The organism is Microbacterium sp. JZ31 (assembly GCF_016805985.1).
Lineage (GTDB): Bacteria > Actinomycetota > Actinomycetes > Actinomycetales > Microbacteriaceae > Microbacterium.
In genome coordinates this window covers 2019415-2040821 of record NZ_CP017661.1, presented here as the reverse complement: position 1 = coordinate 2040821, position 21407 = coordinate 2019415, and the positions used below count along the sequence as shown (strand labels likewise).

20 protein-coding genes are annotated in these 21407 nt (G+C 73.8%); 11 read left to right on the top strand and 9 right to left on the bottom strand.

The genetic code is table 11. From position 1 onward, the window contains the following. The first annotated feature begins 40 nt into the window (after positions 1-40). Genes phnG through phnN form a run of 9 tightly spaced genes read left to right on the top strand, consistent with a single transcriptional unit; the run spans position 41 to position 7102 of the window. On the top strand, positions 41-535 hold the full coding sequence (phnG, locus tag BJP60_RS09770; protein WP_203135583.1) for a phosphonate C-P lyase system protein PhnG: 495 nt from the start codon (positions 41-43) through the stop codon (positions 533-535). Then, positions 532-1161: a phosphonate C-P lyase system protein PhnH gene (gene phnH, locus BJP60_RS09765; protein WP_203135582.1), complete on the top strand. Its 630-nt coding sequence runs from the start codon at positions 532-534 to the stop codon at positions 1159-1161. The genes phnG and phnH overlap by 4 nt, the downstream gene beginning before the upstream one ends. Then, complete coding sequence (locus BJP60_RS09760) at positions 1161-2273, top strand: carbon-phosphorus lyase complex subunit PhnI (protein WP_203135581.1); 1113 nt, start codon at positions 1161-1163, stop codon at positions 2271-2273. Before phnH ends, BJP60_RS09760 begins: the two co-directional genes overlap by 1 nt. After that, a complete protein-coding gene (locus tag BJP60_RS09755) occupies positions 2266-3129 on the top strand; it encodes an alpha-D-ribose 1-methylphosphonate 5-phosphate C-P-lyase PhnJ (protein WP_203135580.1) in 864 nt (287 codons plus the stop codon). Before BJP60_RS09760 ends, BJP60_RS09755 begins: the two co-directional genes overlap by 8 nt. Beyond that, a complete protein-coding gene (gene phnK / locus BJP60_RS09750) occupies positions 3126-3902 on the top strand; it encodes a phosphonate C-P lyase system protein PhnK (RefSeq protein ID WP_203135579.1) in 777 nt (258 codons plus the stop codon). The genes BJP60_RS09755 and phnK overlap by 4 nt, the downstream gene beginning before the upstream one ends. 3 nt (positions 3903-3905) lie before the next feature. After that, on the top strand, positions 3906-4637 hold the full coding sequence (phnL, locus tag BJP60_RS09745) for a phosphonate C-P lyase system protein PhnL (protein WP_238439373.1): 732 nt from the start codon (positions 3906-3908) through the stop codon (positions 4635-4637). After that, positions 4634-5377, top strand: coding sequence for a DUF1045 domain-containing protein (locus BJP60_RS09740; protein ID WP_203135578.1), 744 nt, complete (start codon positions 4634-4636; stop codon positions 5375-5377). Before phnL ends, BJP60_RS09740 begins: the two co-directional genes overlap by 4 nt. Further along, on the top strand, positions 5374-6546 hold the full coding sequence (locus tag BJP60_RS09735; protein WP_203135577.1) for an alpha-D-ribose 1-methylphosphonate 5-triphosphate diphosphatase: 1173 nt from the start codon (positions 5374-5376) through the stop codon (positions 6544-6546). Before BJP60_RS09740 ends, BJP60_RS09735 begins: the two co-directional genes overlap by 4 nt. Then, a complete protein-coding gene (gene phnN, locus BJP60_RS09730; protein ID WP_203135576.1) occupies positions 6536-7102 on the top strand; it encodes a phosphonate metabolism protein/1,5-bisphosphokinase (PRPP-forming) PhnN in 567 nt (188 codons plus the stop codon). Before BJP60_RS09735 ends, phnN begins: the two co-directional genes overlap by 11 nt. A gap of 116 nt (positions 7103-7218) precedes the next feature. Here the strand turns inward: phnN and BJP60_RS09725 are convergent, their stop codons facing one another. Genes BJP60_RS09725 through BJP60_RS09705 form a run of 5 tightly spaced genes read right to left on the bottom strand, consistent with a single transcriptional unit; the run spans position 7219 to position 11219 of the window. Next, positions 7219-8340: an NAD(P)-binding domain-containing protein gene (locus tag BJP60_RS09725; protein WP_203135575.1), complete on the bottom strand. Its 1122-nt coding sequence runs from the start codon at positions 8338-8340 to the stop codon at positions 7219-7221. A 44-nt stretch (positions 8341-8384) separates the two neighbouring features. Next, entirely contained in the window at positions 8385-8954 is a 570-nt protein-coding gene (locus BJP60_RS09720) for a ribonuclease H family protein (protein WP_238439372.1), read from the bottom strand. A 24-nt stretch (positions 8955-8978) separates the two neighbouring features. Next, complete coding sequence (locus BJP60_RS09715) at positions 8979-9842, bottom strand: DUF72 domain-containing protein (RefSeq protein WP_203135574.1); 864 nt, start codon at positions 9840-9842, stop codon at positions 8979-8981. Continuing rightward, complete coding sequence (locus tag BJP60_RS09710) at positions 9839-10978, bottom strand: baeRF2 domain-containing protein (RefSeq protein WP_203135573.1); 1140 nt, start codon at positions 10976-10978, stop codon at positions 9839-9841. The genes BJP60_RS09715 and BJP60_RS09710 overlap by 4 nt, the downstream gene beginning before the upstream one ends. Next, on the bottom strand, positions 10971-11219 hold the full coding sequence (locus BJP60_RS09705) for a hypothetical protein (protein WP_203135572.1): 249 nt from the start codon (positions 11217-11219) through the stop codon (positions 10971-10973). Before BJP60_RS09705 ends, BJP60_RS09710 begins: the two co-directional genes overlap by 8 nt. Positions 11220-11347: 128 nt before the next feature. Here BJP60_RS09705 and pepN point away from each other — a divergent pair, with 128 nt between their 5' ends. Then, the gene (pepN, locus tag BJP60_RS09700) at positions 11348-13840 is read left to right on the top strand and encodes an aminopeptidase N (RefSeq protein WP_203135571.1); all 2493 of its coding nucleotides are present in this window, start codon (positions 11348-11350) and stop codon (positions 13838-13840) included. A 20-nt stretch (positions 13841-13860) separates the two neighbouring features. Here the strand turns inward: pepN and BJP60_RS09695 are convergent, their stop codons facing one another. From BJP60_RS09695 to BJP60_RS09680, 4 genes are all read right to left on the bottom strand, one after another. Beyond that, entirely contained in the window at positions 13861-15036 is a 1176-nt protein-coding gene (locus BJP60_RS09695; protein ID WP_203135570.1) for an FAD-dependent oxidoreductase, read from the bottom strand. Next, entirely contained in the window at positions 15036-15749 is a 714-nt protein-coding gene (locus tag BJP60_RS09690) for a methyltransferase domain-containing protein (protein WP_238439371.1), read from the bottom strand. The genes BJP60_RS09695 and BJP60_RS09690 overlap by 1 nt, the downstream gene beginning before the upstream one ends. Before the next feature lies 1 nt (position 15750). Continuing rightward, positions 15751-16824: a type III polyketide synthase gene (locus tag BJP60_RS09685; protein WP_238439370.1), complete on the bottom strand. Its 1074-nt coding sequence runs from the start codon at positions 16822-16824 to the stop codon at positions 15751-15753. Positions 16825-16991: 167 nt separating this feature from the next. Next, complete coding sequence (locus BJP60_RS09680; protein WP_203135569.1) at positions 16992-18698, bottom strand: NAD(P)/FAD-dependent oxidoreductase; 1707 nt, start codon at positions 18696-18698, stop codon at positions 16992-16994. A gap of 110 nt (positions 18699-18808) precedes the next feature. Between BJP60_RS09680 and BJP60_RS09675 the strand changes: the two genes are divergently transcribed. After that, complete coding sequence (locus BJP60_RS09675; protein WP_203135568.1) at positions 18809-21400, top strand: DUF4062 domain-containing protein; 2592 nt, start codon at positions 18809-18811, stop codon at positions 21398-21400. Positions 21401-21407: the final 7 nt, after the last annotated feature.

Genomic DNA, 21407 nt, shown 5'->3' with positions numbered 1-21407 from the left:
CAAAGTTGTCTAGTGAAGTAGACAAGTTGCGAGGAGACGGATGGATCAGCACGAAGACGTCGAGGCGCGTCGCCGCACCGCGCGAGTGCTCGCGAACGCCGCCGAGGCAGAGCTCGCCGCGCTCTGGGAGGCGTGGCCGGATCGCCCGCAGGTGCAGTACCTGCGCGGCCCCGAGGCCGGCCTCGTCATGGTGCAGGGCCGCACCGGGGGCACCGGCGACCGCTTCCACCTCGGAGAGGCGACGGTGACCCGCGCGACCGTGGTCGTGCGATCCGACCAGCCTGACGCCGACGAGGGCGTCGGCACCGCCTACGTGCTCGGCAGCCACCCCGAGCACGCCGGGCTCGCGGCGATCTTCGACGCGATGCTCGCCTCCGGCCGGCGCGAGCGTGTGCTCGCCGACGTGATCGAGCCGCTCGAGCGGGCGCAGGCCGAGCGCGACGCGCTCGCCCGCGCCGAGGCCCGAAGCACGGTCGTCGACTTCTTCACCGTCGCTCGGGAGAACTCCGGCCCGGACGAGGAGGATGACGAGTGAGCACCGTGAACGCCCAGAACCACCTGCCGGGCTTCGCCGATCCGGTCCACGACGCGCAGCGCGTGTTCCGCGCGGTGCTCGAGGCCATGGCGCGGCCGACGCTGGCGCAGCCGATCCTCGGGCTCGCCCCGCTGCAGACGCCCGCGCCGCTCGGCCGCGTGGCGGGGGCGGTCGTCCTCGCCCTGTGCGACGAGCAGACGCCGGTCTGGCTCGACAAGCGCCTCGGCCGCGGGTCGGACGTGTGCGCGTGGATCCGGTTCCACACCGGGGCGCGCCTCGTCGAGCGGCCGGAGGACGCGCTGTTCGCCGTCGCGTCCTCGCCGTCCGTCGCGCCGCCCCTGGCCGACCTCGCGCAGGGCACGGATGAGGAGCCCCACCTGTCCGCCACGCTCCTGATCGACGCGGTCGGCGCGCGACCGATCGGCGCGTTCACCGCGACCGGCCCCGGCGTGAACGGCACGGCGCACTGGGACGGTGCGGGCCTTCCCGGCGGGTTCCTCACGCAGTGGGAAGCGAACCGCGCCGGCTTCCCGCGCGGCGTCGACGTCATCCTGGCCGGCGCGAACGAGGTGCGCGCGCTGCCGCGCACGACGAAGCTCACCGGCCACGAGAACAGGAGCGCCTGATGTACGTCGCCGTCAAGGGAGGCGAGAAGGCCATCGCCAACGCGCACGCGCTGCTCGCCAAGCGCGGCGCGGGCGAGTCCGCGCGCATCGACTACGCCCAGGTGCGCGAGCAGCTCGGCGTGCTGGTCTCCCGCGTCATGGCCGAGGGGTCGCTCTACGATCCCGACCTCGCCGCCAAGGCGCTGCTGCAGGCGCAGGGCGATGTGCTCGAGGCCGTCACGCTGCTGCGCTCGTACCGCACCACACTGCCGCGCTTCGGCACCACGGCTCCGATCGACACCGCGGGCCTGCCGGCCGAGCGCCGCATCTCGGCGACGTTCAAGGACCTGCCCGGCGGCCAGCGGCTCGGCGCGACGTTCGACTACACGCACCGCCTGCTCGCCGACGAGCTCGAGACGCCGGATGTCGCGACGGACGAGACCCGACAGGACGACGCCCCGATGCCGCGCATCACCGACCTGCTCGGCGTCGACGCGCTGATCGAAGCGGATCGCCCGGAGGACTGGACGGATCCGGATCCGGCCGACCTCACGCGGGAGCCGACCGTCTTCCCGATGTCGCGCGCCGAGCGGCTGCAGGCCCTCGCGCGCGGCGACGAGGGCTTCCTGCTCTCGCTCGGCTACTCGACCCAGCGCGGCTTCGGCCGCACCCACCCGTTCGCGGGCGAGGTGCGCGTCGGCGAGGTCGAGGTGCTGTTCGATGCGCCCGAGCTCGGCTTCGAGGTGCCCATCGGCCGCATCGAGGTCACGGAGTGCCAGATGGTCAACCAGTTCGTCGGCGGGCGCGACGCGCAGGGCGCCGAGCGTCCGCCGCAGTTCACGCGCGGCTACGGCCTTGTCTTCGGCCGCGCCGAGCGGAAGGCCATGTCGATGTCGCTCGTGGATCGCGCGCTGCGCCACGAGGAGTTCGCCGAGCGCGCCGTCTCTCCCGCGCAGGACGAGGAGTTCGTGATCAGCCACGCCGACAACGTCCAGGCGACCGGCTTCGTCGAGCACCTGAAGCTGCCGCACTACGTCGACTTCCAGGGCGAGCTCGTGCTCATCCGGCAGCTGCACCGCGAGTTCCAGGAGCGCGCGGCCGCGGCGGCAGCCGAGGAGGACGCCCATGTCTGAGCCCCGCATCGTCTACAACGAGGGCTACCTCGACGAGCAGACCAAGCGCGTCGTCCGCCGCGCCCTCCTGAAGGGCGTCGCGATCCCCGGCTTCCAGGTGCCGTTCGCCTCGCGCGAGGTGCCGATGCCACGCGGCTGGGGGACCGGCGGCGTGCAGGTGACCGCCGCGGTGATCGGCGCATCCGACACGCTCAAGGTGATCGACCAGGGCGCGGACGACACGACCAATGCGGTCTCGATCCGGCAGTTCTTCGAGAAGGTGGCGGGATCCCGCAGCACGACGCGGACGGATCTCGCGACCGTCATCCAGACGCGGCACCGGATCCCCGAGACGCCGCTCGTGGAGGGCCAGATCCTCGTGTACCAGGTGCCGATCCCCGAGCCGCTGCGCTTCCTCGAGCCGCGCGAGACCGAGACCCGGCGCCTGCACGCGCTGGAGGAGTACGGCCTGATGTACGTCAAGCTCTACGAGGACATCGCCCGGTACGGGCACTTCGCCACGACGTACGACTACCCGGTTCTGGTCGACGGACGCTACGTCATGGCGCCGTCGCCCATCCCGAGCTTCGACAACCCGAAGATGCACCAGAGCCCCGCGCTGCAGCTGTTCGGCGCCGGCCGCGAGAAGCGCATCTACGCCGTGCCCCCGTACACCGATGTGGAGAGCCTCGGGTTCGACGACTTCCCGTTCGAGCCGCAGCGCTTCGACACCCCGTGCCAGATCTGCGGATCGGGCGGCGTCTACCTGGACGAGGTCGTGATGGACGACAAGGGTGGAGTGATGTACGTCTGCTCCGACACGGATCACTGTGAGCGGACCGCCGCCAGGAACGCACGAGAGGAGGCGGTGTCGTGACGGACGAGACCCCGCTGCTGAGCGTCACGGGCGCCGGTCACCGCTACCGCGACCGGTTCGGCTGCCGCGACGTGAGCTTCGACCTGTGGCCCGGCGAGGTGCTCGCGGTCGTCGGCGAGTCCGGATCCGGCAAGTCCACGCTGCTCGGGATGCTGTCGCAGCGCCTGTCGGTGGATGAGGGATCCCTCCGTTACCGGATGGGCGATCAGCTCGCCGACCTGTCCTCGCTCACGGAGCGCGACGTGCGCCGGCTATGGCGCACCGAGTGGGGCTTCGTGCACCAGAACCCGGCCGATGGCCTGCGCATGCATGTCAGCGCGGGAGGCAACATCGGCGAGCCGCTCATGGCCAACGGCCTGCGCCACTTCGGCACCATCCGCGCGCAGGCGCAGGAATGGCTCGCTCGGGTGGAGATCCCCGCGAACCGGATCGACGATGCCCCCGCGACGTTCTCGGGCGGCATGCGCCAGCGCCTGCAGATCGCCCGCAACCTCGTGTTCGGGCCGAAGCTCGTCTTCATGGACGAGCCGACGAGCGGCCTGGACGTGTCGGTGCAGGCGCGCCTGCTCGACCTGATCCGCTCGCTCGTCGCCGACCTGGGTCTGTCGGTCGTGATCGTCACGCACGACCTCGCGGTCGCGCGCCTCATCTCGCACCGCACGCTCGTCATGAAGGACGGCGCGGTGATCGAGTCGGGCCTGACGGATCGGGTGCTCGACGATCCCCAGGCCGCGTACACCCAGCTGCTCGTCTCCTCGATCCTGCAAGGCTGATCCGTGACCCTCACCATGAATCCGAACCTCGTCCTGTCGGTCGAGGACGTCGACAAGACCTTCACGCTGCACCTGCAGGGCGCGCAGCGGCTGCCGGTGCTGCGCGGGCTGAGCTTCGAGGTGCCGCGCGGGCACTGCGTCGTCCTCGGCGGCGAGTCGGGCTCCGGCAAGAGCACCGTCATGAAGATGGTGTTCGGCAGCTACGGCGCCGACGCGGGCCGCATCCTGCTCTCGCACGCGGGCGGCGTGCTCGACCTCGCGACTGCGCAGCCGCGCGAGGTGCTCGCCGCGCGACGCGAGACCATGGGCTACGTGAGCCAGTTCCTGCGCGCCGTGCCCCGCGTGCCGGCGCTCGACGTGGTGGCAGAGCCGCTCGTCGAGCGCGGCGTCGCCCGAGGGGCCGCGCGCGAGCGCGCTGGCGAGCTGCTGGCGCGGCTCAGCATCCCCGAGCGGCTGTGGACGCTGCCGCCCGCGACGTTCTCGGGCGGCGAGCAGCAGCGCGTCAACATCGCCCGCGGCTTCATCGCCGAGCGGCCCCTGCTGCTGCTCGACGAGCCGACCGCCTCGCTCGACGCGCGCAACCGCGAGGTCGTGATCGGGCTGATCCGCGAGCGCCTGGCCCGCGGGGTCGGGATGCTGGCGATCTTCCATGACGCCGACGTGCGCGACGCGGTCGGCGACGCCGTCGTCGACGTGCGCGCCTTCACGCCCCAGCCGGCGGGAGCTCCGTCATGACCCGGTACGCGGTGTACGCGCTGCCGGGCGCGCTCGGCGGCGGGACTTTCCCCGAAGTGCCGCTTTCCGGGGCCGTATTGCGGCAGTTCGAGGCAGATGGCGCCCGGGAGGACGCTCCGGAGGCCCTGCGACTGCGGGAGGCGGTGGAGGCCTGGTACGCGCGGGAGGAGTTCCGCGACCTCACGGTCGACGCCCGCCGGTACGGCTTCCACGCGACGCTGAAGGCGCCGTTCCGGCTCGCCGAGGGCCGCACGGAGGCCGAGCTGCGCGCCGCGGCCGACACGTTCGCGGCCGCCCGGCGCCCCGTGACGATCGCCGCACCGCGTCCGGCGACGGTCGGGCACTTCCGGGCGCTGCTGCCGCACGGCGACCACGCGGGCCTCGACGCGCTCGCCGCGGATGCCGTGCGCGCGTTCGACGACTTCCGCGCGCAGCCGAACGAGGACGAGATCCGTCGCCGCCGGCCCGAGCGGCTCAGTCCGCGGGAGCGCGAGCTGTTCGAGCGGTGGGGCTATCCGTACGTGTTCGACCGGTTCCGCTTCCACCTGACGCTGACCGATCCGATCCCCGAAGAGCGGATCGCCGAGGTCGACGCCGCGCTCGCATCCCACTTCGCCGACACGGCGGGGATCGACGTCCCGCTGCTGTCGATCGCGCTGTTCGTCGAGCCCGAGCCGGGCGATCCGTTCGACGTCCTTTCCGTCCACCCGTTCGCCGCCGCGCAGGAGAGCACCCGATGAGCAACGAGACCGTCTTCACCAACGCGCGCGTGGTGCTGGACGACCAGGTGATCCACGGATCCGTCCGCGTCGCCGACGGGGCGATCGTGGACGTGTCCGACACGGTCGCGACTGCAGGCGAGGATCTCGGCGGCGACTTCCTGATGCCGGGCGTCGTCGAGCTGCACACCGACCAGGTCGAGGCGCACTTCCAGCCCCGGCCGAAGCGGTACTGGGACCCGATCCCGGCCGTGATCGCGCACGACGCGCAGATGGCAGCGTCGGGCATGACGACCGTGCTCGACGCGCTGCGGATCGGCACCGGGCCGACCGACGGCAACAACATGGCCAAGAACGCCCGCACGCTGATCGACGCCGTGGTGCACGCGGCCGAGTCGGGCCTGCTGCGGGCCGACCACTTCGTGCACCTGCGCTGCGAGGTGTCGACGCCCGACGTCGTCGAGGTGTTCGACGAGGTCGGCGCGCACGATCGCGTCCGCATGATCTCGCTCATGGATCACACGCCGGGGCAGCGGCAGTACGCCGACGTGGAGGCGTTCCGCACCTACATGGTCGGCAAGGGGCGCCTGACGAACGAGGAGTTCGACGGGCACGTCGCCGAGCTGCACCGCCTGTCGGCGCAGTACGCGGATCCGCACCGACGGCTGATGGCCGAGCGCGCCACCTCCCGCGGCATCACGATGGCGGCGCACGACGATGCCACCCAGGCGCACGTGGACGAGGGCGTCGCGCTGGGGGTCGGGATCTCCGAGTTCCCGACCACGGTGGACGCCGCGCGCGCCGCCCGCGAGGCGGGGCAGCTCGTGGTGATGGGCGCGCCGAACATCGTGCGCGGCGGCTCGCACTCCGGCAACGTCGCGGCGTCGGATCTGCTCTCCCTCGGGCTGCTGGACATCCTCTCGAGCGACTACGTGCCCGCGAGCCCCCTGCAGGCCGCGTTCCTGCTGTTCGCGCGCGGCGGCGTGTCGCTTCCCGAGGCGTCGAAGCTCATCAGCGCGAATCCCGCGCGGGCGGTCGGACTGGACGACCGAGGCGCGATCGAGCCGGGCAAGCGAGCCGACGTCATCCGCGTCCACGCGTACGACGAGGCGCCCACCGAGCAGCACCCGCTCGGCGCCCCGGTGCCGATCGTGCGCGGCGTGTGGCGCGAGGGCACGCGTGTCGCCTGACCTGCAGCAGCGGACGGGCGCCTTCGTCGCGGTCGTCGGGCCGAGCGGAGCCGGCAAGGACGCGGTCATCGCGTACGCCCGCGAGCGTCTCGAGCCTCACGGCGTCGTGTTCGCGCGCCGGGTGATCACCCGGCCCGCCGGGCCCGCGGAGGAGTGCGCCTCGGCGACCGAGGAGCAGTTCGCGCAGCTGCAGGACGGCGGATCCTTCGCGCTCGCGTGGCGCGCGCACGGTCTCGCATACGGGATCCCGGCCGAGTACGCGCGGCGCGCGGAGAACGGCGAGGTCGTGGTCGCGAACGTGTCGCGGTCGGTGCTCTCGGAGCTGCCGGATCGCTTCCCGCGCGCGTTCGCCGTGCGGATCACCGTGCCCGAGGACGTGCGGCGGGCGCGGATCGCGGCGCGCGGCAGGGAGGACGACGCCGGCGTCGCCGCGCGCGTGTCACGCCCCGACCCGGCACCGGATCATCCGGTCGACCTCGAGATCGTCAACGACGGCACGCTGGAGCAGGCGGGGGAGCGGCTCGTCACCTTCCTGCGCGGCGTGGTCGACAGCTGACCGGGCGGGTATGACCGCTTCGACTCCTCGCTGAACGCGCAGGGCAGTGGCACCCGCCTGCTCGTCGAGGGAGAGGAGCGAGTCGAAACGGGCCGAACCGCCCGCGGCCGCAGCCTTCAGACGGCGATGTCGGCCTCGTCCTGCGCGAAGTCGTCGTCGAGGGCGCGCACGAGCGTCGCGACGGCTTCGCGGCCCGCGCGGTTCGCGCCCACGGTCGACTGCGACGGGCCGAAGCCGATCAGGTGCACGCGCGGTTCGCCGTGCACCTGCGTGCCGCGCATCGTGATGCCGCCGAGCCGGTTGCGCAGGTACAGCGGATCGAGGTGCCGCAGGTCGGCCTTGAACCCCGTCGCCCACAGGATCGCGTCGAGCGGGGTGAACGACCCGTCGGCCTCGCGCACGCCGTCCGGCTCGATGCGCGTGAACATCGGATGCCGCACGAGCGCGCCGCGGTCGCGCGCCGCCCGGGCGTACGGCGTCCAGATCAGGCCCGTGTACCCGACGACGCTCCCGGTCGGGCGGCCCGCCTCGACGTCGGCCGTGACCTTCTCGATCGTCGCCCGGCCCTCGATCTCGGGGGAGAAGCCGGCGTCGTTGAACACCGGCTCGCGGCGCGTGTACCAGCGCGTCTGCGCGACCCGGGAGATCTCCTCGAGCTGCTGCACGGCCGAGATCCCGCCGCCCACGATGCCCACGCGCAGCCCCGCGAAGTCCTCGAGCCGCACGTAGTCGCGGGTGTGCAGCTGGCGGCCGCGGAAGGTCTCCTGTCCGGGATAGGTCGGCAGCACCGGGTTGTTCCACGTGCCGGTCGCGTTGATGATGGCGCGGGCGAGCCACACGCCGTGGTCCGTGCGCACGACGAGGTCGCCGTCCTCGTCGTCGTCCGCGTAGTCCACCGATTCCACGCGCACGGGGCGCAGGATCGGCGGGGCGAAGCGTTCCTCGAACGCCGCGAAGTAGCGGGGGACGGCGCTCCGACTCGGCTCCGCCGGATCGAGCTCCGGCTGCGCGAGGCCCGGCAGGTCGAAGATGCGGTTCAGCTTGTCGACGTGCAGCGACTCCCACCGGTGCTGCCACGCGCCGCCCGGCACCGGGTTGGCATCCAGCACCACGTAGGTGCGCGCCGCGTCGGGGGCGTCGAGCGCGCTGGCGAAGCCGTGCCGCCGCAGATGGAAGGCGGCCGACAGACCCGCCTGCCCGGCGCCGATCACGATCACGGTGGCGGCCCGGCCTGTCATGCGTGATGCAACCGCACGCCCGATCCGCGCATTCCGGGCCGGTGCTACTTCCGGCGCACGCGGTCCTGGGCGCCGGTGGGAGGCGCGACTCCGACGTCCACCGCGGGGTGGCCGGCGCGCGACTCCCACGAGCCCTCGAGACCCTTGGCGGCATGGCGCGCGGCGCGCACGGCGCGCTCATCCGCCCAGCTGTTCAGGCGGTGGCCGGCATGCCCCTTGACGTGCTCGAGCACGACGTCGGGCAGACCCGCGGCACGGCGGGCGTCACGCGCCGCGATCAGCGCCTCGAGGATGTCGACGTTCTTCACGGGCTGCTTCGCCGACGTGCGCCAGCCGCGTCGCTTGTGGCCGTCCATCCACGACCGGTACGTGTTGATGGCGTACATCGAATCGGCCTGCACGACGAGGTCGCGCACGTGCGCGTTGTCGCGGATGCCGCGCAGCAGCGCCGTCAGCTCGCCGATGTTGTTCGTACCCTGCGGAATCGCGCCGGCCGCCCACTGGCCATCCTCGCCGACCCACGCCCATCCGGTCGGCCCGGGGTTGCCCTGGCAGGCGCCGTCGGTCGCGATCACGTACCGGTCGGAAGCGGGGACGTCGATGAGGTCGGGCACGGATCCACCGTAACCGCGCCGCACTCAGCTCCCGGGCGCGTCGGCCAGGCGTGCCTCCAGCGCGACCGCGTCGTGCGGGGCGCGACCGCGGGCGTCGTTGTCGAAGTACACGTACACGTCGCGCGGGCGCCCGTCGGGACATCCGGATCCGTCCGTCCACGCCCGGATCCGCGTCGCCCAGTCGTCGAGCTCGTCATCCGTGTAGCCGCTCTGGTACAGCTCCTGCGAGCCGTGCAGCCGCACGTACACGTGGTCGCTCGCGGTCACCTCGTCGAACATCGGGAACGTGCCGGCCGTGTCGGCGACCGTGAGCGACACGTCGCGCTCACGCAGCATCTCGGCGAAGGCGGGGTCGGCGAACGTCGCCGACCGCGGCTCGATCGAGTGGCGCAGGGGACGGTCCTCGTCGATCGCGAGGGCGGTGCGGCCCTCCATCCGCCTGTCGTGACCGCGCGCGATGTCGAGCGCCTCGGCGGTCGTGCGCGGCAGCGACTTCAGGAACGCATCGAGCGCCTCCGGCTCGAACGGCTGCCGCGCCGGCAGCTGCCAGAGGATCGGCCCGAGCTTGTCATGCAGGGTCAGCGGCCCCGATGCGAAGAAGTTCGACAGCGCCGTCCCCGCGCTCCGCAGACGCAGCATGTGCGTGATGTAGCGCGGGCCCTTGACCGCGAACACAAAGCCGCTCGGCACGCTGTCGCGCCAGCGGGCGTAGCTCGACGGACGCTGCAGCGAATAGAACGATCCGTTGATCTCGGCGCTCGACATCCGTTCGCCGATGTACTCGAGCTCGCGGCGCTGCACGAGGCCGCGGGGGTAGAAGTCTCCACGCCAGCTCGGGTATCGCCACCCGGAAACTCCCACCCACGCGCGCCCTCGTGGCGGTGTCATCCGCCGTCCGCCCACCTCAGTGCGGCGACGGGCTCGGCGGCGGGACGGTCGTCGCGGGCCTCTCCCTCGGCGAGGTCCTCCTCGGCGATCAGCACGCGCGCGCCGCTCAGCAGCGCGGCGCGGGCGAGGGCTTCGGCCGCGGGCAGGTATCCGAGCGACCCCGCGGGCAGCTCCTCGCGCTCGCTGCGCGCGACCCACGGCTCGGCGTCGAGGGCCGCGAGCGACTCGCCGTCCTCGCCCTCGTCCACCAGGCGCGCGTCGAGCACGAGCGTGTCCACGCGCGCCTGCTGCAGTGCGTCGATGACCTCGCCGATGCCGCGGGCTCCGGCCGCGCCGTCGTTCTCGGCCGCGCGTCGCCGGGCGTCGTCGATGTCCGCGCCGATCGCGCCGTTCACGGCGTCGTCGATCGCCTGCTCGAGCGCCTCGTCGTCGGATCCCTCGGCCTTCGTGTGCGCGTCGACCTCGAGGGCGAGCTCCCGCGAGGCGGGGGCGAGCTTCTCGAGCAGCAGCTGCCGGGCCCGCACGTCGCCCGCGACCACGACGAAGCGGGGCCGCCGCTCGCGCACAAGCCGGTCGACCGCGTCCGCCACCTCGGACTGGTTGTGCTGCCAGATGTCCTCGGAGTGGTTCTGGTAGCGCCGATGCGACCATCCGCCGGCCTGCACCTTGTTGAGGCTGTCGGTGCGACCCTCGATCTCCTGCGTCGCCCCTGCGGAGCCTCGATGCGCCTCGCGCACGCTGAGCCGGGCGCCCTCGCGCGCGGTCTCGACGACGAGGTAGGGCACGGCCCCGGCGCGATGACGCAGCAGGGGCAGGACGCGCGGAGCGTCGCCGTGCGCGAGCACCTCGGCTCCCAGCCGCTGCCCCGTGAACGCGTCGTCGAGCACGACCTCGCCGCCGCGCACCAGCAGGTAGCGGGTGGACGGGCTCGGGAGTCCGTCGCCGGCGGCGAGCGCGTCGCCCACCGCCTGCGCGTCGGCCTCGGGCGCACCCGCGTCGCCGAGCGGATCCGTCACGGCGCGGATCTTCGCGACCTCCTCCTGCCGCGGGCGCTCGCCGCGTCCGTCGGTCAGCACGGTCGTCCAGGGGCCGGGCTGTCGCAGCAGCTCGGCCAAATCGTGGTTCGCGTCAGCCATCCTGGGCTCCTTCCTCGGCATCCGCCGGGTTCGCGTCGCTGTCGGCGATCTCGGGTCCGTCGCGCCGGAACGCGCGCTCGACCTCCGGGTCGTCGGTGTCGTCGGGCAGCGGCTCGGTCTCCCGGAACGGCTCGGCATGCGCCGACCCGGGTGCGCCCTGCACGATCCCGCGGCTCTCCTGTTCGAGTTGCTCGTCCATCTCCGGTCCGTGCGTGGCATTGCCTCGCTGGGCGTCGCTCATGGCTGTCTCCCTTCGTCGTCCCCCGACCGTAGGTCGAGGGGGCAGGCGCTCCCTACGGGCTTGACGGCCGCCGACGCGACGGATAGGTCCCTCGCAGGCCGCGGGGGCGTCACTGCGATGATGGACGGATGACCTCCGCGAACCTCACCCGCGACGAGACGGCCGCGCGTGCCGCCGCGATCTCCCTCCGCCACGCCCGCGTCGAACTCGACGTCTCGGGCGCGCCGGACCCGCAGCGCACCGGCTTCCCGACGACCGTCACGCTGGGCTTCGACGCGCACGCCGATGCGACCTGGATCGATTTCCTGGGCGAGGCCGTCCTGCGCGTCCAGGTGAACGGATCCGAGCAGGATGTGGACTGGGACGGCGCCCGCATCCGGATCGCCGGCCTCGCGCGCGGTGCGAACGAGGTGCGCATCGAGGCGGTCGGCGCGTACAGCCGCTCGGGCGAGGGCCTGCACCGCTTCCGCGATCCGGTCGACGGCGAGACCTACCTGTACACGCAGTACGAGCCGGCCGACGCGCGCCGCGTGATGCCGTGCTTCGAGCAGCCCGATCTGAAGGCGCGCTACACGTTCGTGATCACGGCACCCGCGGGCTGGCACGTGCTGTCGAATCAGGCGCCGGCCCGCTCGTCCGACGACGGCGCGACGCAGACGGTCGAGTTCGCGCCGACGCTGCCGATCTCGAGCTACATCACGGCGGTCGTCGCGGGCCCGTACCACCGCGTCACGGGGGAGTGGTCCAAGCCCTCGGCGGACGGCGCCGAGCAGCGCGTCCCCCTGGGTGCCTACTGCCGTGCCTCCCTCGCGCCGCACTTCGACGCCGACGAGATCCTCGAGATCACCCGGCAGGGGCTCGACTTCTTCGACGAGGCGTTCGGGTTCCCGTACCCGTGGTCGACCTACGACCAGGTGTTCGTGCCCGAGTACAACCTGGGCGCGATGGAGAACCCAGGGCTCGTGACGTTCACCGAGGCGTACGTGTTCCGCGGCGCCTCGACCGACGCGCAGCACGAGGGGCGCGCGAACACGATCCTGCACGAGATGGCGCACATGTGGTTCGGCGACCTCGTCACCATGCGGTGGTGGGACGATCTGTGGCTCAAGGAGTCGTTCGCCGACTACATGGGCTCGCACGCATCCGTCGCCGCGACCCGGTTCACGGACGCGTGGGTGTCGTTCGCCGCGCGGCGCAAGACGTGGGCGTACCTGCAGGACCAGCTGCCCACCACGCATCCGATCGTCGCGGACATCCCGGACCTCGAGGCCGCGAAGCTCAACTTCGACGGCATCACCTACGCCAAGGGCGCCTCGGTGCTCAAGCAGCTCGTCGCGTACGTGGGCGAGGAGGCGTTCTTCGAGGGCGCACGCCGCTACTTCCGCGCGCACGCGTACGGCAACACCACGCTCGGCGACCTGCTCACGGAGCTCGAGGGCGCCTCGGGCCGCGACCTGCGCGCGTGGTCGGCCGCGTGGCTGGAGACGACGGGCATGTCGACGATCGCGTACGACCGGTCCGCGCGCGCACTGACGCAGACGGATGTGCGCCCGCACCGGCTCGCGATCGGCTGCTACACGCTCGCGAACGGGCGCCTGACGCGCACCGACCTCATCGAGACCGACCTGCTCGAGGAGAGCGCCCCGCTCCCGCTGCCGGACGCCGACCTGATCCTGATCAACGACCGCGATCTGACGTACGCGAAGGCGCGGCTCGACGAGCGCTCGCTCGCGGCCGTGGAGGAGGGGCTGTCGACGATCGAGGACCCGCTCGCGCGCGGGCTGATCTGGGCCTCGCTGTGGGACGCGACGCGCGACGGCGAGCTGCCCGCGCGCCGCTACCTCGCGATCGTGCGGCGGCACGCGCCCGCCGAGCCGAACGTCGGCCTGCTCACCGCCGCGACCGCCAACGCGGCGTTCGCGATCGGCCACTACGTGCCGACACCGGACCGGCCGGCCGAGCGCCGCGCGTGGCTCGACACGACGTGGGAGCAGACCCGGACGTCGACGGGCGGCACGCAGCTGACCTGGGCCCGCGCCCTCGGCGGGGCCGCGGCCTTCGACGACGGACGCGCGACCGGGCTGCGCGCGATGCTCGACGGATCCGCGCCCGCGCCGGAGGGCCTCGCGCTCGACGCCGACCTGCGCTGGTCGTGGCTCACGGCGCTCGCCGCGACCGGTCACGCCGGCCAGGCGGAGGCGGACGCCGAACTCGCTCGCGACGACACCGCGACCGGTCGCACGTCCTGGATCCGCGTGCTCGCCGCGCGACCCGAGGCGGAGGTGCGCGCGGCCGCGTGGGACGCGGCGTGGCACGATCTCGCGCTCACGAACGACCACCTGGATGCGACGATCGGCGGCTTCCGCACCGGCGACAGCCGGCACCTGATCGCCCGCTTCGACGACGAGTACTTCGCGCGGATCCGCGACGCGTGGTCGGAGCGGAGCATCGAGATCGCGCGCCGCCTCGTGACGGGCCTGTTCCCGTCGTCCGAGTCCCTCGATCCCGTCGACGCCTGGCTCGCCGCGAACGCCGACGCACCGGCGTCGCTGCGCCGCCTGGTGCTCGAGCAGCGCGACCACCTCGCTCGAGAGCTGCGCGTGCGGGCCGCGCAGGGCTGACGCCGCCGGGTCGCGGCCGCTCAGAGACCGCGCATCGTGAACGAGCGCGTCAGCATCCCCCGCAGCGGCGGCGTCGCCAGCACCCGGATGAGGGCGTTGCGGGCGTGCAGCGGCAGCGCGCGGGCCGGCGCGCCCATCGCCATGTTGAAGCGGGCCCGGCGCATGGCGCGCCGCGCGGCGATGCGCCGTCGCCGTCCCCAGCGCCGCAGCGCGCGGGCCGGGGAGCCGGCGCGCAGCCCCGAGGCGATCGCGCGGTCCAGGTGCACGGCGTCGATCCAGCCGAGGTTCATGCCCTGCCCGCCGATGGGGCTGACCTCGTGCGCGGCGTCGCCCGCGAGGGCGATCCGCCCCCGGCTGAAGGCCGCGGCGAGGTGCTGGCGCGCGGTGAACGCGCTCGCCTCCGACACCGGCGTGATCCGCGTTCCCACCCGCTGGGCGAGGATGCCCGCGAGCGCCGCCGCGTCGGGCGACTCACCGGCATCGGGGGCGCGGCGACCGACGGCCGACCGTCGCGCCGGTCGAGGCAGCCGGGCGACCCAGCGGCGCCTGCCGCCGGGCAGCGGGAACGACTCGACCACGCCGTCGGGCTCCAGACTCAGCAGCGCCGTGTCGGCGGGCGAGTCCGTATCCGCCTGGGCGTCGACCATGGCGTAGTGCGCGCGCCCGGGGCGTGAGCGCCACGCGATCCCCAGCCGCTCTCGCACGGCGCTGCGGGTGCCGTCCGCACCGACGACGATCCGAGCCTCGACCCGGCCGCCGTCTCCCGTCAACGCCAGCTCGACGCCGCCGCGCCGCCGCCGCAGGTCGGTCACCGCCACCCCGCGGCGCAGCGCGCCCGGCGCCAGCGCCGCGAGGCGCGCTTCCAGCAGGCGCTCGGTATGCTGCTGCGGGACCGACAGCACGGCATCGCCGAACGTCAGGTGCGCGAGCTGCGCCCCGCGGCACGTCGCGACGCCGCCGCGGATCGGGATGGCCGCGCGCCGCAGCTCGGCTCCCACGCCGGCGGCATCGAGGGCCGCGAGCCCGGGAGCGTGGATGCCGATCGCGCGCGTGCGCGGGCCGGGCTCGGGGCGGCGATCGAGCACGACGACGTCGAGGCCGCGCGCCGCGAGCAGGCACGCGAGCAGCAGCCCCACCGCACCCGCCCCGACGATCGCGACGTCGTGCAGCACCGGCGGCTCGGCCCGCCGGCGCATCACGCCTCCCACACCGCCTCGAGCCGCGACGGGAACGCGCGCCGCACGTGCCAGCCGGGCGGCAGCGCCGCACGCAGCTCGGCGGCCGTCGCGCTGCGCCGGATCGAGGTGAGCCCGTCCGGGCGGATGAACGTGTCGCGCAGCAGGGTGCTCTGCAGCGGCCAGGTGGCGGCCGCGAACGCGAGGTAGGCCGCGCGGGAGCGCTCGATGTCGCCGTGCACCGCCACACCGCCCGGCTCGAGCAGCCGCTCGCTGTCGGCGAGCAGCGCATCCCGGTCGTCGTCGCCGAGGTGGTGCAGCACGTGGTTGGACAGCACGACGTCGAAGCGCTCGCCGGCGTCGCGCAGGTCCGACGAACTCGCGCGCTCGAACCGCACGCCGCGGGGAGCGCCCCGGCCGGCGGCGAACGCGACCGCGCGCGGCTCCGGGTCGATGCCGATCGCCTCGACCCGCAGGCCGTCCCGCTCGGCCCAGCGCCGCACGCGTCGCGGCAGATCTCCGCCGCCCGTGCCGATGTCGAGCACGCGCCCGGTGCCGCGCACGGCGCGCAGACGCGGCCGGATCCATCTCCGGTAGACCGCCTTCTGACCCGACACGGCCGCGTTGACCAGGGCGAAGCGCTCGTAGGTGCGGCGCAGCGTCTCGGGATCGCACGCCGGATCGTCCATCAGCTCCCGCGCGTCGACGGCGCGCTCGGCGAGGAACCCCGGCACCTCAGCCCCGCACGGTCAGCAGCGCCGACTCCACGGTCAGGCCCGGGCCGAACGCCATCGCGGCCACGCGATCGCCGTCGGCCGTGGCCCCGTCGTCGAGGATGCGGCGCAGCACGAACAGCACGGTCGCGCTCGACATGTTGCCGTAGGTGCGGAGCGTCTCGCGGGCCGGCACGAGCTGGTCCTCCGTGAGGCTCAGGGCGTGCTCGACCTTGTCGAGGATGCTGCGCCCGCCGGGGTGCACCGCCCAGTGGGTGATCCGATCCGACACCGTGCCGTCCTGCAGCGCGGCCGCCAGCGGCGCCTCGTCCGCCAGCAGCGGCTGGACGGCGCCGATGACGTGCTCGCCGATGATCGAGGGCACGGCGTTGGAGAGCACCATCTCGAAGCCGTGATCGCCGATCCGCCACGCCATGTCGCCCTCGCCGACCGGTGTCGTGCGCGTGGCGAACCGGTCCAGCTCGAGCACGCGCGCGCCGTCGGCCGGCGGCCGGCCGGTGACCACCGCGGCGCCCGCCCCGTCGGCGAACAGCGACGTGGCGATGATCGTGTCGGGATCCTCCGAGGTGCGCAGGTGCAGCGTGCACAGCTCGACGCTGACCACGAGCACCACCGCCTCCGGGTCGGCGCCGCACAGCTGCGAGGCGAGATTCAGCGCCGGCATCGCGGCGTAGCACCCCATGAACCCGAGGTGGAAGCGCTGCACGCCCGCGCGCAGCCCGAGATCGCGCGCCAGGGCGAAGTCCGGACCCGGCGCATAGAACCCCGTGCACGAGACCGTGATGACGTGCGTCACATCCGCGATGTCGATGCCGGGCGCGGCGTCGATCGCCTTGCGGCCGGCTTCGACGTACATCGGACCGGCCTCCGCCGCGTACAGCTCGTTCCGCGCCTTGGTGCCGGGAAGCAGCAGCTCCCGCGACTCGTGGTCGAAGAACAGCGCCTCCTCGTCATCGCGCGGCTGCAGCGTGAGCTCCTCCAGCACCGTGTGGCGCGTCTCGATGCCCGAGACGCCGAAAGACGTCGAGACCAGGCGCTTGGCGAGGCGGGACAGGCCTGGCTGTGCCGCGAACACGTCGCGGACCTCTTCCTGGACGAGGACGGTCGGGGGACGACGGTGGCGAGGCCGACGATCGAGGCGGTCATGCCGTGAGAGTAAGCAGCACGGCGGAAGCCGCGACAGGGGGTTGCGCCGTGGCGCCACCGATGCAGACCTCGCCGTGCGCGACCGCCGCGCGGCTTTCAGCCGCCCGCATGGGGGCCGAGACTGCGGTGCACGGCCGAGATCACCGCGGAGCCCTCGCCCACGGCCGCGGCCACGCGCTTGAGCGAGCTGCGGCGCACGTCGCCGACCGCGAAGCACCCCGGCACGGAGGTCTCGAGCGCGTCCGGCTCGCCGTCGCCGGTCCAGGTGCCGGCCTCCAGCACCTCGCGCCCAGTGAGGATCGACCCCCACCGGTCGCGCGCCACGGGCCCGGCCCAGTCGGTGCGGGGGCGCGCGCCGATCGTGATGAACAGCGCATCGGCCGGCTCCTCGTGACGGTCGCCTTCCGCATCCTCGAGCACGACTCCGCCGAGCCGCCCGGCCTCCGGGGCCGCGACGGCGTCGACGACGCGCGAGCGGGTGATGAGGCGCACTCCCGCTGCCGCCAGGGCGTCGATCAGATACTGCGACATGCTCTCGGCGAGGCCCTCACCGCGCACCACGAGCGTCACGGCGCGCGCGAACCGCGCCAGGTGCAGCGCGGCCTGGCCCGCGGAGTTGCCGCCGCCCACCACGATCGCGGCGCGTCCGGACTGGGCGCGCGCCTCCACGGACGAGGCGCCGTAGAACACGGACGAGCCGACGTAGGGGGCGAGGGCCGGCACGGCGAGGCGGCGGTAGTCGACACCCGTCGCGATCACGACCGCGCGCGCGAGCACCGTCTCCTCGTCGTCGACCGTCAGCCGAAGGCGTGCCGAGCCGCCGGCGTCCTCGAGCGCGAGACACGTGCACCGTCGCGCGTGCGCGAAGTGCGCGCCGAACAGCCACGCCTGGCGGTACGCCCGCTGGGCGAGCTCGGCGCCCGCCACGCCGCGGGGGAAGCCGAGGTAGTTCCGGATCAGCGAGCTCGATCCCGCCTGTCCTCCCACCGAGGCCGCTTCCAGCACGAGCGTGTCGAGGCCCTCGCTCGCCGCATAGACCGCGGACGCGAGACCCGCCGGCCCGGCGCCGACGATCGCGACGTCCACGACGCGATCGGGAAGCGCGGTCGTGTACCCGCCGACCCGGGCGAGCTCGGCGTCGCCGGGATCGACGAGCACCCGCCCGTCCGCCGTCGCGACGATCGGCGCATGCGCGGTGCCGGGAGCCAGACCCGCCGCGCTCATCAGACCCGCCGCCTCCGGACCGTCCGAGGCGAGCTCGCGCACCGCGATGCCGGCGCGCTGGAGGCGCGCGCGCACGACGTGCGAGCGTGCACCGGTGGGGTCGGCGACGAGCGTGAACTCGGGATGATCGACCCCGGCCGCACGCGACCACTCGCGCAGCAGCTCGGTCACGGCGCGGTGGAACGACTCGTCCGGACGCTGCCGCGGCGCCACGAGGTACCCCTCGATCGCGCCACGCGCCATGTGGCCGAGCAGCTCGTCCACGACCCGTTCGTCGCCCCACTCGCCCCACTCGATCACGAGCGCGCGGCTGGTGTCGGGAGACACCTGCGCCAGGTGGGGGAGCAGCCCGTCGTCGGCGCTCGCCGCGTCGCGCCCCGCCGCGAGGATAGCGATGCGCACGGAGCCGGCCACCAGCGCGTCGATCTCGGCGCGCGCCGCCGCATGGTCGGTCAGCCGCAGGACGCGGTAATCGTCTCCATAGCGCCGCTCCAGCTCCTCGGCCACCCCAGAGGGGACGGAGCCGACGACGACGATGACCGGTGCCATCGAGGGCGCGGGCTCGGGCTCCGGGATCACGGCTCGCCCCCTGTCGCTGCGCCTCGCTGCGGGCCGTCGCGGGCGCGCCGCCCCGTGGGGGCGAGTGTAGCGCCCTGGACAGCGGCTGCGCGCGGGAAGAGACTGCCGTCATGACGACCCCCTCGGGCATCCGGACCCCCGACCAGCGGCTCCGCGTCTTCGTCAGCTCGACCCTGAGGGAGATGGCGACCGAGCGGAAGGCCGTGCGCCGGGTGATCGAGGAGCTGGGCCTGACGGCCGTCATGTTCGAGCTCGGAGCGCGACCGCATCCGCCGCGCGAGCTCTATCGCGCGTACCTCGCCCAGAGCGACATCTTCGTGGGCCTGTACGCGGAGCGATACGGCTGGGTCGCGCCGGGGGAGGACGTCTCCGGGCTGGAGGACGAATATCGGCTGGCGCCCCCCGACATGCCCCGGCTCGTGTACGTCAAGACCGTCGCACAGCGCGAGCCCCGCCTCGACGCCCTGCTCGACAGCATCCGCGAGGAGGATCGGGCGGCGTACGTGTACTTCTCGGGGGAGGAGGAGCTGGCGGAGCTCGTGCGCGGCGACCTCGCCACGCTGCTGTCCGAGCGCTTCCGCCCGCCGGCCGTGCCGAGCGCGGAACCGGCGTCCGCGGCGGGACCCGCGCGCCTGACGCCGCCGCCCTCGCCGCTGACGCGGCTCATCGGCCGGGAGCGCGAGCTCGGCGCGGTCACGGGGCTGCTGCGCGGCGGCGCCCGGCTCCTGACCGTCACCGGGCCGGGCGGGATCGGCAAGAGCAGGCTCGCACTCGATGCGGCGGCGGCCGCGCGCGACATCTTCCCCGACGGCGTCGCGTTCGTCGATCTGAGCGCCGTGCGCGATGCCGCCCAGGTCTCGCGTGCGATGGCGGCGGCGCTCGGCATCCACGACGTCGGCGAGCGCGACGCGGACGAGAAGCTGCGCGTGGCCCTGCGCGACCGCCGGCTCCTCATCGTCGTGGACAACTTCGAGCAGGTCGCCGACGCGTCGCTCGGGCTCCGCGACCTGCTCCTGGACGTGCCGACGCTCACGCTGCTGGTGACGAGCCGCGTGCTGCTGAGGATCGCGGGCGAGCAGGTCGTCGAGCTCGGCCCGCTCGCGCTCCCGGACGCGGATCGGGCCGGGCCGGACGTGGCCGCGCGGTCCGCGGCGGTCGAGCTGTTCGTCGAGCGCCTGCGCGCGACGAGACCGGACTTCGCGCTCACGGCCGACAACGCGCAGGACATCGTCGACATCTGCGTGGCTCTCGACGGCGTGCCGCTCGCGATCGAGCTCGCCGCGGCCCGCGCCCGCGCCCTGTCGCCCGGCGAGATCCTGCAGCGTCTGCGGCGCCGCCTGCCGGTCCTCGCCGGCGGCGGGCGCGATCTTCCCGAGCGTCAGCGCACCATGCACGACACGATCGACTGGAGCGTGCAGCTCCTGCCGCCGTCCGCGCGCGAGCGCTTCGCGGGCCTGGGCGTCTTCGCGGGACCGTTCTCGCTGGACGCGGTCGAGGCCGTCACGGGCGGCGCGCCCGGAGCCGACGTCATCGACGACCTCGCCGTGCTGGTGGACAGCAGTCTCGTCCGGCAGGAGGAGCGGGGAGACCGCGCCGTGTACACGATGCTCGCGGCCGTCCGCGAGTTCGCGCGCGAGCAGCTCGTCGCGCGCGGCGACGCGGCCGAGCTGTCGGATCGGCACGCCGGCTGGTTCCTCGCCCTCGCCGACCGCGCCGAGCGGCCGCTCGAGGGGCCGCTGCAGCGCGAGTGGATCATCCGGCTCGCGGAGGTGGCCGACGACCTGCGGGCGGCGGAGCGGCACCTGCTCGACTCCCGCCGCTGGGCGGACGCCGCCCTGCTCGCCTGGCGGCTCTACGTCTACTGGTGGATCGGCGGCCACCTCGGCGAGGTGCGCGGCTGGATGACAGAGGTGCTCACCGCCGGCGACCGGCTCGACGACGGCACACGGGCCATCGCGCTGTACTTCTCGCGCGCCATCGCGTTCTGGCAGGACCCGGACGAGTCGCTCGTGCCGGACCTGCGCGAGAGCGCCGCGGGCTTCCGCGCGATCGGCGATCGAGCCGGGGACGCGCTGGCGCTCGCATCCGTCGGGCTCGCGCTGCTCGGAGCCGTGCACCCGCCCGACGTGCCGGGTGCCAGGGCGGCGCTCGATGAGAGCCTCGCGCTCTTCCGCGAGGTGGGCGACTCGTGGGGCTGCGGGCTCGTGCTCGCGGCTCTCGGCCGCATCGACCTGCTCGAGCGCCGGCCGGACACGGCGCTCGGGCGATTCGACGAGGCGCTCGGCTTCGCGCAGGACCTCGGCGACCGGCTGGGCGAGTCGATCGCGCGCTTCCACCGCGGCGCGGCGTTCCTGCTGCGCGGCGACGTCGAGGCCGCACGCGAGAGCTTCGCGTCCTGCCTGCGGATCTCGGACGAGCTGGATCACGACGAGGGGCTCGCGTACGGCATCGAGGGACTGACGGCGGTCGCGGCGGCCGGCGGTGACGTCGACCGTGCCGGCCGACTGCTCGGCGCGGCCGAGATGCTGCGCGAGCGCACGGGCCTGTACGACGTGCCCACGTTCGCGGTGGCCGTGCCGTTCGTCGAGGCGCTGCGGGCGGGAGCGGCCGCGGCCGATCTCGAAGCGGCGCGCGTCGCAGGGCGCGCGCTGCCGACGGCGGAGGCGGTCGCCTACGCGCTGCGGCCGGCAGGGGAGGGCTGAGTCCTGT

Excerpts from the sequence above, each read along its gene's own strand:
- phnG (WP_203135583.1), top strand. The coding sequence starts at position 41 with ATGGATCAGCACGAAGACGTCGAGGCGCGTCGCCGCACCGCGCGAGTG.
- BJP60_RS09760 (WP_203135581.1), top strand. The coding sequence starts at position 1,161 with ATGTACGTCGCCGTCAAGGGAGGCGAGAAGGCCATCGCCAACGCGCAC.
- BJP60_RS09755 (WP_203135580.1), top strand. The coding sequence starts at position 2,266 with ATGTCTGAGCCCCGCATCGTCTACAACGAGGGCTACCTCGACGAGCAG.
- BJP60_RS09740 (WP_203135578.1), top strand. The coding sequence starts at position 4,634 with ATGACCCGGTACGCGGTGTACGCGCTGCCGGGCGCGCTCGGCGGCGGG.
- BJP60_RS09735 (WP_203135577.1), top strand. The coding sequence starts at position 5,374 with ATGAGCAACGAGACCGTCTTCACCAACGCGCGCGTGGTGCTGGACGAC.
- BJP60_RS09725 (WP_203135575.1), bottom strand. The coding sequence starts at position 8,340 with ATGACAGGCCGGGCCGCCACCGTGATCGTGATCGGCGCCGGGCAGGCG.
- BJP60_RS09715 (WP_203135574.1), bottom strand. The coding sequence starts at position 9,842 with ATGACACCGCCACGAGGGCGCGCGTGGGTGGGAGTTTCCGGGTGGCGA.
- BJP60_RS09710 (WP_203135573.1), bottom strand. The coding sequence starts at position 10,978 with ATGGCTGACGCGAACCACGATTTGGCCGAGCTGCTGCGACAGCCCGGC.
- BJP60_RS09705 (WP_203135572.1), bottom strand. The coding sequence starts at position 11,219 with ATGAGCGACGCCCAGCGAGGCAATGCCACGCACGGACCGGAGATGGAC.
- pepN (WP_203135571.1), top strand. The coding sequence starts at position 11,348 with ATGACCTCCGCGAACCTCACCCGCGACGAGACGGCCGCGCGTGCCGCC.
- BJP60_RS09695 (WP_203135570.1), bottom strand. The coding sequence starts at position 15,036 with ATGCGCCGGCGGGCCGAGCCGCCGGTGCTGCACGACGTCGCGATCGTC.
- BJP60_RS09675 (WP_203135568.1), top strand. The coding sequence starts at position 18,809 with ATGACGACCCCCTCGGGCATCCGGACCCCCGACCAGCGGCTCCGCGTC.